This is a genomic window from Rhodovulum sp. YNF3179, assembly GCF_050586465.1.
GTDB lineage: Bacteria > Pseudomonadota > Alphaproteobacteria > Rhodobacterales > Rhodobacteraceae > CAJXYS01.
The window spans coordinates 96,039-109,855 of record NZ_JBOCEG010000006.1 but is presented as its reverse complement, the minus strand read 5'-3'; the positions used below and the strand labels follow the sequence as shown (position 1 = coordinate 109,855).

Annotated in this window: 16 protein-coding genes; 6 read left to right on the top strand and 10 right to left on the bottom strand. The window is 69.8% G+C overall.

Annotation, left to right across the window (positions count from 1 at the left end; all coding sequences use genetic code 11):
- The first annotated feature begins 107 nt into the window (after window positions 1–107).
- From ACQ5SP_RS12180 to ACQ5SP_RS12170, 3 genes are all read left to right on the top strand, one after another.
- Entirely contained in the window at window positions 108–1,070 is a 963-nt protein-coding gene (locus ACQ5SP_RS12180) for an amidoligase family protein (RefSeq protein ID WP_430938651.1), read from the top strand.
- Window positions 1,067–1,780 carry a gamma-glutamyl-gamma-aminobutyrate hydrolase family protein gene (locus tag ACQ5SP_RS12175; RefSeq protein WP_430938650.1) on the top strand — a complete coding sequence of 238 codons (714 nt, stop codon included), beginning with the start codon at window positions 1,067–1,069 and terminating at the stop codon, window positions 1,778–1,780. Before ACQ5SP_RS12180 ends, ACQ5SP_RS12175 begins: the two co-directional genes overlap by 4 nt.
- 93 nt (window positions 1,781–1,873) lie before the next feature.
- A complete protein-coding gene (locus tag ACQ5SP_RS12170) occupies window positions 1,874–3,094 on the top strand; it encodes an acyl-CoA dehydrogenase (RefSeq protein WP_430938649.1) in 1,221 nt (406 codons plus the stop codon).
- Window positions 3,095–3,130: 36 nt separating this feature from the next.
- Here the strand turns inward: ACQ5SP_RS12170 and ACQ5SP_RS12165 are convergent, their stop codons facing one another.
- Window positions 3,131–4,273 carry an alpha-D-ribose 1-methylphosphonate 5-triphosphate diphosphatase gene (locus ACQ5SP_RS12165; protein WP_430938648.1) on the bottom strand — a complete coding sequence of 381 codons (1,143 nt, stop codon included), beginning with the start codon at window positions 4,271–4,273 and terminating at the stop codon, window positions 3,131–3,133.
- Window positions 4,274–4,359: 86 nt separating this feature from the next.
- On the opposite strand from ACQ5SP_RS12165, the gene ACQ5SP_RS12160 reads away from it, so the two are divergent.
- Window positions 4,360–5,052, top strand: a complete 693-nt coding sequence (locus tag ACQ5SP_RS12160) for a DUF1045 domain-containing protein (protein ID WP_430938647.1) — start codon at window positions 4,360–4,362, stop codon at window positions 5,050–5,052.
- On the opposite strand, the gene phnN is transcribed toward ACQ5SP_RS12160, so the two are convergent.
- Genes phnN through phnG form a run of 8 tightly spaced genes read right to left on the bottom strand, consistent with a single transcriptional unit; the run spans window position 5,027 to window position 11,054 of the window.
- Window positions 5,027–5,572 carry a phosphonate metabolism protein/1,5-bisphosphokinase (PRPP-forming) PhnN gene (gene phnN, locus ACQ5SP_RS12155; RefSeq protein WP_430938646.1) on the bottom strand — a complete coding sequence of 182 codons (546 nt, stop codon included), beginning with the start codon at window positions 5,570–5,572 and terminating at the stop codon, window positions 5,027–5,029. The two genes, ACQ5SP_RS12160 and phnN, sit on opposite strands and share 26 nt — an antisense overlap.
- Entirely contained in the window at window positions 5,569–6,249 is a 681-nt protein-coding gene (phnL, locus tag ACQ5SP_RS12150) for a phosphonate C-P lyase system protein PhnL (protein ID WP_430938645.1), read from the bottom strand. The genes phnN and phnL overlap by 4 nt, the downstream gene beginning before the upstream one ends.
- 15 nt (window positions 6,250–6,264) lie before the next feature.
- A complete protein-coding gene (locus ACQ5SP_RS12145; protein WP_430938644.1) occupies window positions 6,265–7,221 on the bottom strand; it encodes a magnesium transporter CorA family protein in 957 nt (318 codons plus the stop codon).
- 30 nt (window positions 7,222–7,251) lie between these two features.
- Complete coding sequence (phnK, locus tag ACQ5SP_RS12140; RefSeq protein ID WP_430938643.1) at window positions 7,252–8,022, bottom strand: phosphonate C-P lyase system protein PhnK; 771 nt, start codon at window positions 8,020–8,022, stop codon at window positions 7,252–7,254.
- Window positions 8,019–8,900 (bottom strand): alpha-D-ribose 1-methylphosphonate 5-phosphate C-P-lyase PhnJ, encoded by an 882-nt coding sequence (locus tag ACQ5SP_RS12135; protein ID WP_430938642.1) that lies wholly within the window; start codon window positions 8,898–8,900, stop codon window positions 8,019–8,021. Before ACQ5SP_RS12135 ends, phnK begins: the two co-directional genes overlap by 4 nt.
- A gap of 50 nt (window positions 8,901–8,950) precedes the next feature.
- Window positions 8,951–10,039 (bottom strand): carbon-phosphorus lyase complex subunit PhnI, encoded by a 1,089-nt coding sequence (locus tag ACQ5SP_RS12130; RefSeq protein ID WP_430938641.1) that lies wholly within the window; start codon window positions 10,037–10,039, stop codon window positions 8,951–8,953.
- Window positions 10,039–10,611, bottom strand: a complete 573-nt coding sequence (gene phnH / locus ACQ5SP_RS12125) for a phosphonate C-P lyase system protein PhnH (protein WP_430938640.1) — start codon at window positions 10,609–10,611, stop codon at window positions 10,039–10,041. Before phnH ends, ACQ5SP_RS12130 begins: the two co-directional genes overlap by 1 nt.
- On the bottom strand, window positions 10,611–11,054 hold the full coding sequence (gene phnG / locus ACQ5SP_RS12120) for a phosphonate C-P lyase system protein PhnG (RefSeq protein WP_430938639.1): 444 nt from the start codon (window positions 11,052–11,054) through the stop codon (window positions 10,611–10,613). Before phnG ends, phnH begins: the two co-directional genes overlap by 1 nt.
- A gap of 102 nt (window positions 11,055–11,156) precedes the next feature.
- Between phnG and phnF the strand changes: the two genes are divergently transcribed.
- Together phnF and ACQ5SP_RS12110 are read left to right on the top strand one after the other, a co-directional pair.
- Window positions 11,157–11,867, top strand: coding sequence for a phosphonate metabolism transcriptional regulator PhnF (gene phnF / locus ACQ5SP_RS12115; protein ID WP_430938638.1), 711 nt, complete (start codon window positions 11,157–11,159; stop codon window positions 11,865–11,867).
- 75 nt (window positions 11,868–11,942) lie between these two features.
- Window positions 11,943–13,124: an alpha-D-ribose 1-methylphosphonate 5-triphosphate diphosphatase gene (locus ACQ5SP_RS12110; protein ID WP_430938637.1), complete on the top strand. Its 1,182-nt coding sequence runs from the start codon at window positions 11,943–11,945 to the stop codon at window positions 13,122–13,124.
- Window positions 13,125–13,127: 3 nt separating this feature from the next.
- Here the strand turns inward: ACQ5SP_RS12110 and ACQ5SP_RS12105 are convergent, their stop codons facing one another.
- The gene (locus tag ACQ5SP_RS12105) at window positions 13,128–13,745 is read right to left on the bottom strand and encodes a chloramphenicol acetyltransferase (RefSeq protein ID WP_430938636.1); all 618 of its coding nucleotides are present in this window, start codon (window positions 13,743–13,745) and stop codon (window positions 13,128–13,130) included.
- Between the last annotated feature and the right edge of the window lie 72 nt (window positions 13,746–13,817).

Here is a 13,817-nt window from a genome sequence, read left to right as displayed (position 1 = left end):
GCATCGGCGGCGTTGCAGACAGGGCGATCCCGATGTGCTACCCCCGTGGCAATCCCTCCGGCCCGATCCCCGGGCCCCGCAAGACGGAGCCCCCCGCGCACCCGCCCATGTTCGCCCCGCTGCCCACCCCCACGACCGAGGACGGCTCGGAGAGACGGATCGGCGTCGAGATCGAGTTCGGCGGGCTGGACCGCGACGCCGCCGCAGCCTGCGTGCGCGCGGAATTCGGCGGCAGCCTCCACGACGCCGGCGCGCTCGAGACCGAGATCCGCGACACCGGGATCGGCACCTTCCGGGTCTATCTCGACACGGCCCTGCGCAAATATGCCGACACGCCGCTGAAGAAGGCCGGGCTCGAACTCGGCAGCGCGGTCATCCCGGTGGAGATCGTCACCCCGCCGTTGCCGCCCGCGGCGCTGCCCACGCTGGAAAAGCTTCGCGCGCGGTTGCGCGCGCGCGGCGCGACGGGCAGCCGCGACGGCCTGTTCCTTGGCTTCGGGGTGCATTTCAACCCGGAGGTGCCCGCGCTCTCGGGCACGGCCACCGTGCATATCGTCACCGCCTATGCGCTGATCGAAGACTGGCTGCGCGCGGTGAACCCGATCAATCTCAGCCGACGGGTGCTGCCCTTCACCGACCCCTATCCGCGGGGCTTCGTCGACGACCTGGCCGCCGGCTGGCCCGAGATGGATGTCGATGCGCTGTTCGGGCTCTACGCCCGGCACGGCAATACCCGCAACCGCGGGCTCGACATGCTGCCGCTCTTCGCGCATCTCGACCGCGCCCGCTTCGACCGGCTTTTCCCGCGGGATACCGCCACCGGGGGGCGGCCGACCTTTCACTACCGCCTGCCGGACTGCCGGATCGACGAAGCCGACTACAGGCTGGCGGACGAATGGAACCGCTGGGTGCTGGTCGAGCGCGTGGCCGCGGACCGCGCCGCGATGGCCGAGCTGGCCGAGGCCTGGGCCGCCCATCGCGGCGCGCTGCTGACCGTGCGGCCGGACTGGAAGGATCGCGCGGATGCCATACTTTCCCGCCACGGCCTGAGCGGAGAGGCACGCCTATGACCCGACCCGTGATCGGTGTGACCACGTCGCGCCGCAGCGGCTGGCGCGTCTTTCCCCTGCTGGCCTTCAACATATGGCTCGCCGGCGGGCGCGCGGTGCGCTGGGGCAACGGATACGGCACGGATATCGATCATGCAGACGGCATCATCGTGGGCGGCGGGGACGATATCTCGCCCGATTTCTATGGCGGGCATCTCGTCTCCAGTGCGCGGCTCGACCCCGACCGCGACCGGATGGAGCGCGACCTCGTCCACAGGGCCTTCGAACTCAACAAGCCGATCCTCGGGATATGCCGGGGCGCGCAGATGCTGAACGTGGCCCTCGGGGGCACGCTGCACCAGGACGCCTACAGCGTCTACGACAGGAGCGACCGGCGCTGGACGGTCCTGCCGCGCAAGTCGATCGAGATCGTGCCGGGCTCGCGGCTGGAGGGCATCGCCGGGCCGGAGGGCATGCGGGTCAACGTGCTGCACACGCAGTCGGTGGACCGCCTTGGCGTGGGCATCCGCGTCGCGGCCCGCGACACGGGCGGCATGATCCAGGCCGTCGAACGCGTGACCGATCCCTTCGCGCTCGGCGTGCAATGGCATCCGGAGCACCTGTTCTACGCCCACCGGCAGCGCGCGATCTTCCGGGCGCTGGTCGCGGCGGCGGCGGCGGGCCAGGCGCATCGCGCGCAGATACCCGCCGTCGAGGAACATGTCGGCTGAACACGACGAAACGATACGGCTTGCCCGTTGTGGCCGCTCGTTGCAATTGATACGGTCCGGCACGACACCCGTGCCAGCCTGCGGAGGAAAGACATGAACATGGAAACGCCGATCCCGGCCAAGGACTCGCCCTCTCTCTCGCGCTTCGACTGGGAGGATCCCTTCCGGCTCGAGGACCAGCTGACCGAGGACGAGCGGATGATGCGCGACGCGGCGCGCGCCTATGCGCAGGAAAAGCTTCAGCCGCGCATCATCGACGCCTATCGCGAGGCCGAGACCGATCCGTCGATCTTCGCCGAGATGGGCGAGATGGGCCTGCTGGGCGTGACGATCCCCGAGGAATACGGCGGCATCGGCGCGGGCTACGTCACCTACGGGCTCGTCGCCCGCGAGGTGGAGCGCGTCGATTCCGGCTACCGCTCGATGATGAGCGTGCAATCCTCGCTGGTGATGTACCCGATCCACGCCTACGGCTCGGAAGAGCAGCGCCGGAAATACCTGCCCGGGCTGGCGAAGGGCGCGCTGATCGGGTGCTTCGGCCTGACCGAGCCCGATGCGGGCTCGGACCCCGCGGGCATGAAGACCGTCGCCAAGAAGACCGCGGACGGCTACGTGATTTCGGGCTCCAAGATGTGGATCTCCAATTCGCCGATCGCGGATGTCTTCGTGGTCTGGGCCAAGTCCGAGGCGCATGGCGGCAAGATCCGCGGCTTCGTGCTGGAGAAGGGCATGAAGGGGCTCTCGGCGCCCAAGGTCGGCGGCAAGCTGTCCCTGCGCGCCTCGATCACCGGCGAGATCGTCATGGACGGCGTCGAGGTGGGCGAGGACGCGCTGCTGCCCAATGTCGAGGGTCTGAAGGGTCCGTTCGGCTGTCTCAACCGGGCGCGCTACGGCATCTCCTGGGGCGTGATGGGCGCGGCCGAGTTCTGCTGGCACGCGGCACGGCAATACGGGCTCGACCGCAAGCAGTTCGACCGGCCGCTGGCGCAGACACAGCTGTTCCAGAAAAAGCTCGCCGACATGCAGACCGAGATCGCGCTGGGGCTTCAGGGCTCGCTGCGGGTGGGACGCCTGCTGGACGAGGGCCGCGCGGCGCCCGAGATGATCAGCCTCGTCAAGCGCAACAACTGCGGCAAGGCGCTCGACGTGGCGCGGCTGGCGCGCGACATGCATGGCGGCAACGGCATCTCCGAGGAATTCCAGGTGATGCGCCACATGGTGAACCTCGAGACGGTCAATACCTACGAGGGCACCCATGACGTCCATGCCCTGATCCTGGGGCGCGCCCAGACCGGTCTGCAGGCCTTCTTCTAGGGCGCGACGGGATCCCGTCCGGCCCGCCGGGCGGGGTCACGCCACCCGGTGGCCGCGGCTCCAGGCGGCGCGGGTGATCGGCAGGCCCTCGGCCAGCGAGAAGCGGACGAGGTCGGCCCGGAGCCCGGGCGCGATACGGCCCCGGTCGGACAGCCCCGCCACCGCGGCCGGCGCGGCGGTCACCGTGCGCAGACCCGCCGCCATGTCCTGCGTCTCGAGCCCGAGCCGCACCGCCCCCATCAAGAGCGCCGAGGGCGCGTAATCCGACGACAGGATATCGAGCAAGCCCTGCTCGGCCAGGACGCCGGCCCCGACATTTCCCGAATGCGATCCGCCCCGCAGCAGGTTCGGCGCCCCCATCATCACCGCGATGCCGGACGCGCGGCAGGCCTCGGCGGCTTCTTCCGTGGTGGGAAACTCGGCCAGGCGGCAGCCATGCGCCGCCGAGGTCTCGACGTCCTCGGACCGGGTGTCGTCATGGCTCGCGAGCACCGCACCGAGCCGGCGCGCGTGATCCACCGCGCCGGTCTCGTGGCGCGCGCCGTAGCGCGTCTTCAGGGCATAGAGTCCTTCGAAATGCGCATCGATATCCTCGCGGGACATGCCATATTTTCCAGTGAGATACTCGGCGAATTTCGACAGGTCCCTGAATTGCCGCTGGCCCGGCGTGTGATCCATCAGGCTGAGGATCCCGATCCGATCCTCGGGGACGAATTCCTCCAGCTCCTCCAGCAGCGTCTCCGAGCAGATCTCGGCGCGCAGATGCAGGAAATGGCTGATCCGGAGCCGGCCGGCGCTGCGCAGGTCCAGGATGTGGCGGGTCAGGTCGCGGGCATACTTGCCATGGCGCGACCGGTCGTTCGACAGGATCGAGCCGACGCGGAGCGCATCGAAAACCGTGGTTATCCCGACGCTTGCGAGTTCCGCGTCATGGGCGATCACCGCGGCTTTCTGCGGCCATTTCACGCCCGGCCGGGGCTGCATGTGGCGCTCGAGATTGTCGGTGTGCAGCTCGATCAGGCCGGGCGCCAGGTAGTCGCCCTCGCAGTCCAGCGCACCGGCCGGCACGGCCATTCCCGTGTCGATCGCGGCGATGTCGCCGCCCGCGATCCTCAGGCTGCCGGTCACGACCTCGCCGGGCAGGACAAGCCGCGCATTCGCCAGTACCGTTTCCGTCATTTTCCCGCCTTGTCAGTTCCTTGGCCCGCAGTCTTGTCGCGGGGCTGTAACAGTCCTATGGCATGGCTAACCGGGGAGGAACACCGATGCCGGATTTCAAGAGATACGCGATCTATTACGCGCCGCCCGAGGATCACCCCCTGGCCAGGCTTGGGGCCGCATGGTTGGGCTGGGACGCCATCACCGGCCGGCCCGCGCCGCATCCGGCGCTGCACGGTCTGCCGCGGCCGGTGGCCCGTCTGACCGAGACGCCGCGCAAATACGGGCTTCACGGCACGCTCAAGCCGCCCTTCCACCTGGCCGAGGGGCGCGATCCGGTCGATCTCGTCCGGGCGCTCGACGCCTTCGCGGCCGAGCAGGGCGCCTTCGACATCCCGCGCGTCGCGCTTGGCTGCCTGGGCGATTTCATCGCGGTGATGCCCGCCTCCTGCTGCCCGGCGCTGACCGCGCTGGCCGCCAACACGGTCGAGTCGCTGGATGCCTTCCGTGCGCCGCCCTCTGCGGAGGAACTGGACCGCCGCCGCGCCGCCGGTCTGAGCGACCGGCAGGAGTCGCTTCTGCGCCGCTGGGGTTACCCCTATGTCATGGGCGAGTTCCGCTTTCACATCACGCTCACCGGCCGGTTGGGTCCCGACGAGCGCGAGACCGTCAAGGAACGCCTGCGCGCGCATTTCGCCCCGGCGCTCGGCACGGCGCTGCCGGTGCGCGATCTCTGCCTGTTCGGCGAGGATGAGGCGGGCCGTTTCCATCTCGTCAGGCGGGCGCCGCTGGCGCATTGAGGCAGGCGAGAAAGGCCGCGACGCCGGCCGCGACCGTGCCGCCGTTCTCGACGACCTGGGCGCCGTCGGGCACGGCGTAGTCCGCGCGGGCCAGGCGGGCGGCGATCTCGTCCTCGGCTTCGCGCCCCCGTGCGGCCAGGCGGCGCGCCAGCACCCCGGCGGGCGCGGTGACCAGCACCACCGACAGTCCGGGATAGCGCCGCCGCGCCGCCGGCAGCGCCGCGCGCGAGCCGTTGAAGACCACGTCGCGCCCCGCGGCCAGCGCCGCGTCGATGCTGGCCGGGATGCCATAGCACAGCCCGTGCGCCTGCCAGTCGATGGCAAAGGTGCCGGCGGCCTTGCGCCGGGCGAATTCGGCTTCGCTCACGCCCTCGAAGGGCTCGCCGCCCGCGGTTTCGGGCCGGGTGATGACGCGGCGCGGAAAATGGATGTCCGGGCGGGCTGCCCGCGCCCCGTCGATCAGCGTGTCCTTGCCGGCGCCGGACGGCCCCACCACCGCGAAGAGGCGTCCGCCGCTCATGCCGCCGCCACCGCGAAGCGCGAGACGTCGATCACCCGGTCGCAGACGCGGTCCCGCGCCGCCGCGTCGTGAAAGATGCCGATGATGGCGGCGCCGCGGGCCTTGGCCTCGTCAATCAGGTCGAGGACGGTCTCGCGGTTGGCACCGTCGAGGCTGGCCGTGGGCTCGTCGAGCAGCAGCGCCGGGTAGGCATGGGCGAACCCGCGGGCGATGTTGACGCGTTGCTGCTCGCCACCCGAGAAGGTGAGCGGCGAGAGCTGCCAGAGCGTCTCGGGGATCCTGAGCCGCGTCAGCAGCGCCGCTGCCCGGTCGCGCGACTCGTCGGCCGGCGTGCCCACCCGCAGCAGCGGCTCGGCCACCACGTCCAGCGCCGGCACCCGCGGCACCACCCGCAGGAACTGGCTGACATAGCCGAGCGTCGTGCGGCGCAGCTCGATGATCTCGCGCGGCTCCGCCGCGACCACGTCGACGTCCCCGATCAGGATCCGCCCCCCGGCCGCGAGGTAATTGCCGTAGATCATCCGCATCAGCGTGGACTTTCCCGCGCCCGACACGCCCGTCAGCGCCACGCATTCGCCCGCGGCCACGGCGAGTGTCGCGCCCGCCATGACCGGGATCACGGCGCCGCCCTGGTTGTGCAGCGTGAAGGATTTAGAGACGTTCTCGATGCGGATCATGTTGCCCCCTGCCGGTCAGAACCAGCCCTTTCGCTTGAAATAGATGAGCGGGATCACCGCCGAGACCGCCATGGCCGTCAGCGCCGCCGGGTAGCCGGCGGCCCAGTCCAGTTCCGGCATCGCCGCGAAGTTCATCCCGTAGATCGAGGCGATCAGCGTCGGCGGCAGGAAGACCACCGCCGCGATGGAAAAGATCTTGATGATCTTGTTCTGCTCGATGTCGATCATGCCCAGCGTCGCGTCGAGCAGCAGCGCCGTCTTCTGCTGCAGGAACCCGGCCTGTTCCGCGATGGTGCGCAGGTCGCGCTGAAAGCTCCGGACCATGCCGCGCGCCGGCTTGCCGCCCTCGCGCTGCTCGAGCACCGGGATCAGGAAGATCAACAGCCGCTCCAGCGTCAGGAGGCTCTCGCGCAAATGCATCACCAGCGCGTCGGACTGGCCGATCTGTCGAAGCGTCTTCTGGTGGTCGGGGCGCGCCTCGCCCGACGGGCGGAAAATCTCGCGCGAGAGCCCGTCGATCTCGCGTCCGACATTCTCGGTGATGTCGGCCAGCCGGTCGATGATGTCCTCAAGCAGCCCCAACAGAACCGTCAACGCCGAACTGCAGCCGAGCGAGGCGCGCGCGGCGCGTGCGGGAAACTGGGTGAAGGGGCGCGGGTGATGATGGCGCAGCGTCACCAGCCGGTCTTCGGTCAGGATGAAGGTGACCGGCCCGATATGCGCCTCGTCCGTATCGACGCGGGCCGGCAGCAGGGCCGTCATCACCGGCACCCCGTGATCGAGATAAAGCCGCGAGGACTGCTCGATCTCTTCCTGGTCGGCCCGGCTCGGCAGCGCCAGGCCAAGATGTGCGGCGAGCGATCCGCGCTCTTCGTCGGTGGGCTCCACCAGGTCGAGCCAGACCGCGTCCGGGGCGTCCGGCGCGCCGGCCTCCGCGAGGCCGTCGTCGCTGATCCTGTAGCTGCGTATCATCCGGTTTCCCTCCTTGCGCTCCGGCCCATGCTAGACCTGAAGCACCGAGGAGACGAGAAGCTGCGTGTAGCCGTGCTGCGGATCGTCGAGCACCTGGTCGGTCAGCCCCTGCTCGACCACGTGGCCGCTCTTCATCACCATCAGCCGGTCGGCAAGCAGCCGGACAACGGCGAGATCATGGGTGACGATGATCGCCGAGAGGCCCAGTTCGCGGACCAGCCCGCGCAGCAGGTCGAGCAGCCGCGCCTGCACGCTGACGTCCAGCCCGCCGGTCGGCTCGTCCATGAAGACGAGCCGCGGACCGGTCACGAGGTTGCGCGCGATCTGAAGCCGCTGCTGCATCCCGCCCGAGAAGGCCGAGGGCCGGTCGTCAACGCGGTCGCCCGCGATTTCCACCCGGCCGAGCCAGTCGAGCGCGTTCCCGCGGATCTCGCCGTAGTTTCGCGCGCCCACGGCCATCAGCCGCTCGCCGACATTGCCGCCGGCGCTGACGCCCATGCGCAGCCCGTCCCGCGGGTTCTGGTGAACGAAGGCCCAGTCCGTGCGCGACAGCATCCGCCGTTCCGGTTCCGCCATCGTGACGGTGTCTTTCGGTCCCTCGGCGCGCGTGTCGAAAAGAACCTCGCCGGCATCCGGGTCCAGATGACCGGCGAGGCAGTTGAGGAGCGTCGACTTGCCTGAACCCGACTCTCCCACGATGCCCATGACCTCGCCCGGCCAGAGATCGAAGGAGACATCGGCGCAGCCGACCCGCGCGCCATAGCGCTTCGTGATGCCGTTGACCTGCAAAAGGGGCGTCATGCCTGAGCCTCCGTCTCGTAGGGCGCACCCATGGCACCGGTATGCCCGGCCTTGCGGCGCGCACGGCAGTAATCCGTGTCCGAGCAGACGAACATCCGTCCGCCCGTGTCGTCGATGATGACCTCGTCGAGATAGCTGTCCTCCGCCCCGCAGAGCGCGCAGGGGTGATCGGCCTTGCTGGCCTCGAAGGGGTGATCCTCGAAATCGAGGCTTTCGGCCGCAGTCCAGGGCGGCACCGCGTAGATCCGCTGCTCGCGCCCCGCCCCGTAGAGCTGGATCGCTGGACAGCCGGCGATCTTGGGGTTGTCGAATTTCGGGATTGGCGAGGGATCCATCACGTAGCGCCCCTCGACCTTCACCGGATAGGCATAGGCGGTGGCGATATGGCCGTGGCGCGCGATATCCTCGTAGAGCTTCACATGCATCAGCCCGTATTCCTCGAGCGCGTGCATCTTGCGGGTCTCGGTCTCGCGCGGCTCGAGAAACCGGAGCGGTTCCGGGATCGGCACCTGGTAGACGAGGATCTGGTTCTCGGTCAGCGGCGCCTCGGGGATGCGGTGGCGCGTCTGGATGACGGTCGCCTCCGGCGTCCGCTCGGTCGTGGCGACGCCGGCGGTGCGCTCGAAGAACTTGCGGATCGAGACGGCGTTGGTGGTGTCGTCGGCGCCCTGGTCGATCACCTTCATGCGGTCCTCGGGCGTCAGCACCGCGGCCGAGACCTGCACGCCCCCGGTGCCCCAGCCATAGGGCATCGGCATCTCGCGGCTGGCGAAGGGCACCTGGTAGCCCGGGATCGCCAGCGCCTTGAGCAGCGCGCGGCGGATCATCCGCTTGGTCTGTTCGTCGAGATAGGCGAAGTTGTAGGCCTGTTCGGTCATGCTTGGCTCTCCGCCGTCCCCGGCCTGTCTTTCCTGGCATCTTCCGGCACTCATTCCGCAGCCTCCCGGGACGTGGCCACTTCGGCCTCGGCGCGGATGCGCCGCACCAGTTCCAGCTCGGACTGGAAATCGACGTAATGCGGCAGCTTGATATGCTCGAGGAAGCCGGTCGCCTGGATATTGTCGGCATGGTAGAGGACGAATTCCTCGTCCTGCGCCGGGGCGCCGCTGTCTTCCTCGCCCAGTTCCTTCCAGCGCAGCGCGCGGTCGACCAGCGCCATCGAGATCGCCTTGCGCTCGGTCTGGCCGAAGACCAGCCCGTAGCCGCGGGTGAATTGCGGCGGTTCGGTCTTGGAGCCGGTGAACTGGTTGACCGTCTCGCATTCCGTCAGCTCAATCTCGCCGATCTCGATGGCGAAGCCCAGCTCGGGGATCTCCATCTCGACGGCGACCACGCCGATCCGCAACTCGCCCACGAAGGCATGGTTGCGCGCATAGCCCCGCTGGGTCGAGTAAGCCATGCCAAGGACGAAGCCCTCGTCGCCGCGCGTCAGCGACTGCAGCCGCAGCGCCCGGCCCGCGGGCAGCTCCAGCGGCTCGCGGGTCAGGTCCGGCGGCGTGTCGTCACCCGCGGGCTCCTCCTGGATCAGGCCGTCGCGGTTCAGGAAGCCGGTGATATGCGGAACCTCGGCCGGCGCGGCGGGCGTCTCGGGCGCCGCCGGCACCTCGCCGTCCGCGGCCAGCTTGAAGTCGAGCAAGCGGTGCGTGTAGTCGAAGGTGGGTCCCAGAACCTGCCCGCCCGGCGCGTCCTTGAAGGTGGCCGAGATCCGGCGCAGGCACGCCATGCGTGCCGTCTCGACCGGGGCGGAGGCGCCGAAGCGCGGCAGCGTCGTGCGATAGGCGCGGATCAGGAAAATCGCCTCGATCAGGTCGCCGCGCGCCTGCTTGATCGCCAGCGCGGCAAGCTCGGGATCGTAGAGCGAGCCCTCGGCCATCACGCGGTTGACCGCCAGCGCCATCTGTTCGCGGATCTGCGCGACCGACAGCTCCGGCACGGCGGTGTCGCCGCGGCGTTCCTCGGCGAGCCAGGCATGGGCGTTGTCGATCGCCCGCTCGCCCCCTTTCACGGCCACGTACATCAGGCGTCCTCCACGCGGGTGGTGCGGGGCAGCGCGGCGAGCCGGTCGCCGGCGGTGAAAATGAAATCGAGACCCAGCGGGAACAGTGCCGCGTTGCGCCGGAAGGCCGCGGTCTCGGGCAGCGCGAGCCGCGCGCTGTCGCGGATGCCCGGGCCCGAGAGCCGCGCGCCGCCCTCCGCCGTCAGCCCGGGCATCTCGACGATCAGCGTCGCGGAGCGGTCGGGATAGGTGGCCGTGCCGATCGGGTAGGCGTCGAGCGGCTGCACCGCGGCCCAGGACCCGACGGCGAAGACGGCGCCGGCCGGCCCGGAGAAGGGCGCGCCGGTGTGGAAGGTGATCCAGTCACGCACCGCGCCGCAGTCATGCGCGCCGGCCAGGTGGACCGGCGTCTCCGGGTCGCAGAGCGTCAGGAGCGCGACGCCCGCCGCCACCGAGAGCGGCGCGGGCGGCGCCGCGCCGGCGACGGTTTCGATCCGGCCCGGCCGGGCCATGGCGTTCAGGCACGCGCGAAAGGCCCGCGCCGCGTCAACGGGCGCGTCGGCGAAGCCGCCGCCGAGCGATGCGGTTTCCATCAGTCTTCCCCCCGGACCATCGTGAAGAAATCGACCTTGGTCGCCGCGGCCTTCCGCGCCCGCGCCGCGCGGCTCTCGGCCATTTCCGCGGCAAGGGGCGCCAGAACCGCCTCTCGAAGGTCGGTGGCCGCATCGGTCTGCATCAACGCATCGCAAAGCGCGGCCCGCTCGGCATGGGCCTTGTCACGGCCCTGGACATAGCCATGCCCCACCGCGCCGCCTTCGAGGCGCAGCGCACAGCGGGTGACCGTCATCTCGCCCAGGTTGAAGGGCTGCCCGGTGCCACCCATCCGGCCCCGCACCATGACGCCGCCCACCTCGGGGGCGCGCAGCCAGGCGAAGGCCGGCGCCAGACCCGCCCCCTGCCAGAGCTGTTCCAGCCGGTCGGCCGGCGCCCGGGCCAGCAGGCTCATCCAGCCCTTGCGCGTCTCGATCTCGCTCATCTAGACACCTTGCGGATTTGTCTACGTTCCTATACAACTAGACAAATCCTAGGATAGGCGCCCCGCAGCCTCAAGGGATTCCACGTGAATTTTTGGTGACAGATGGCAAAGACACGGATCTGGCAGCAGATCGAGGCCCGCCTCCGAGACGAGATCGCCGCCGGTCATTACGGTCCGGGCGACAAGCTGCCGACCGAGGCGGCGCTGGCCGCGCGCTTCGGGGTCAACCGCCACACCGTGCGCCGCGCATTGTCAGAGATGCAGGACGCCGGGCTCGTCCATGCCCGGCGGGGCGCCGGGGTCTTCGTGGCTGCCGCGCCGACGGATTACCGGCTTGGGCGCCGCACCCGGTTCCGCCAGAACGTCGAGGCCGCGGGCCAGACCGCGGCCGGGCGCATCCTGCGGCTCGAGACGCGCAAGGCCGATGCGCGCGAAGCCGCGGCGCTGGAGATTGCCGCGGGCGACCCGGTGCTGGTCAAGGAATCGATCGGGCTGGCCGACGCCGCGCCGCTTGCCCTCTCGGTCAGCGTCTTTCCGCTGGACCGGCTGCCGGGGCTGGCCGAGGCCTTCGCCGAGACCGGGTCGGTGACCGAGGCGCTGGCCCGGGCGGGCGTCGCCGACTACACGCGGCGCCACACGCGGCTGTCGGCCGAACGCGCCAGCGCCACCCAGGCGCTGCACCTTCGGATCCCGGAAGGCGCACCGCTGCTGCGCGCGGTGGCGGTCAATGTCGATGCGGCCGGGCGCCCCGTCGAATACGGGCGCACCTGGTTCGCGGGCGACCGGGTTCAGCTGGTGGTGGAACCCGGCTGAGGCGCCGGCTGTCATATCCCCGATACACCATGCCCCTATCAGGACCGAAACCCCGAAGACCGGAGCGATTCCCCCATGCCCGACCTGCTGCCCCCGCTCCGCCTGACCGGCGCCAAGGTGCTGAAGAACGGTGAAATGCAGGCGCGGTCGCTGGCCTTTGCCGAGGGGATCATCACCAAGGGCCCCCTGCCGGAAGTCGACCTCTCGGGCTACTGGATCCTGCCGGGGATCATCGACCTGCACGGCGACGCCTTCGAGCGTCACCTGGCGCCGCGCCCTTCGGCGCCCTTCGACAAGGAAACGGGGCTGGCCAGCACCGACCGCGATCTCGCCGCCAACGGGGTGACGACGGCGTGGCTCGCGCAAAGCTACAGCTGGGAAGGCGCCCATCGCGGCGAGGATCACGCCGAGGAGCTGATGACCGCGCTCGACGGCTACCGGGCCCGGGCGTTGACCGACATGCGCATCCAGATCCGCTACGAGACGCATCTCGTGGGCAGCGCGGACCGCCTTCTGTCGGCGGTGACGCGGCACGGGCTCGACTACGTGGTGTTCAACAACCACCTGCCCGAGGCGCTGGAGATGTGGCAGAGCGCGCCGCACAAGCTCGAGGCCTGGGCGGCGCAATCCGGGCGCAGCGGCGCCGAGCAGATCCGCCTGATCCACCGCGCTGCCGAACAGGATCCGCATGTGCCCGGCACGCTGCTGCGCCTGGCCGAGGCCTTCGATCAAATGGGCGTCCGCTACGGCTCGCATGACGATCCCGATGCCGAGACGCGGGAGCGTTTCCACCTTCTCGGCGCACGCATCTGCGAGTTTCCCACCACCCTGGCCGCGGCAGAGACCGCCTGGGCGCAGGGCGATCACGTGCTGATGGGCGCGCCCAATATCGTGCGCGGCGGCTCGCAGTCCGGGAATGTCGCGGCGGAAACGCTGGTCGCGCGCGGGCTCTGCGATGCGCTGGTCTCGGACTACTACTACCCCGCCCTGCCGGCCGCGGCCTGGCAGCTGGCCGACAAGGGGCTATGCAGTTTCGCCGACGCCTGGGCGCTGATCTCGTGCGCCCCGGCGGAGATCATGGGCCTGACGGACCGCGGCCGGCTGAAACGCGGCCGCCGCGCGGATTTCGTGGTGATGAACCCTGCGACCCGCCGGATCGAGGCGACGGTCTCGGCCGGCCGCCTCGCCTATCTCGCGGGCGAAGCCGGGCGGCGTTTCATGACCGCGCCCGGCGCGCTGCAGATGGCCGCCGAGTAAGGATCAGCCGCCGTATTTCTCCAGAAATGCCGCGATCTCGAGGCTGCGGAAATCCTCGAGCGCCGTGCGCAGCCGGTCGTGGTCCCAGTCCCACCACGCAAGGGCCATGAGGCGTTCGGCGATGTCAGCGGGAAAGCGATCGCGCATCGGCCGGGCCGGCACGCCGGCGACCACGGTATAGGGCGCCACGTCCCGTGTCGCGACCGCCCCGGCGGCCACGACGGCGCCGTCGCCGATACGCACCTCGGGCATGACCATCGCGCCGTGACCGATCCAGGTGTCATGGCCGATCCGCGCGATGCGCGACCGGCGATGGGCGAAGAAGGCCGGATCGTGTTCGGCATCCGCCCAGTAGTCGGCCGAGCGATAGAGGAAATGATGCAGGCTGGCCCGGTGCATCGGGTGATCGGTCGCGCCGATGCGCGAGAAGGACGCGATGTTCGCGAACTTGCCGATCTCGGCATTGGCGATGTCGGCATAGCGGTCGCAATAGGAGTAATCCCCGAGGCTGGAATACCCGATCCGCGATCCGCGGCCGATCTCGACATAGGCGCCGAAACGGCTTTCGGTGATCTCGCAATCGGGATGGATCAGGGGCGCCTCGGCGCTGAGCTTGGGCATGTTCCGTTCCTGCACGTGTTGGCCGTTGTCACCGCCGGCGCGGCGTCGCGTCCTGCCTGTTTCCGCCGGGTC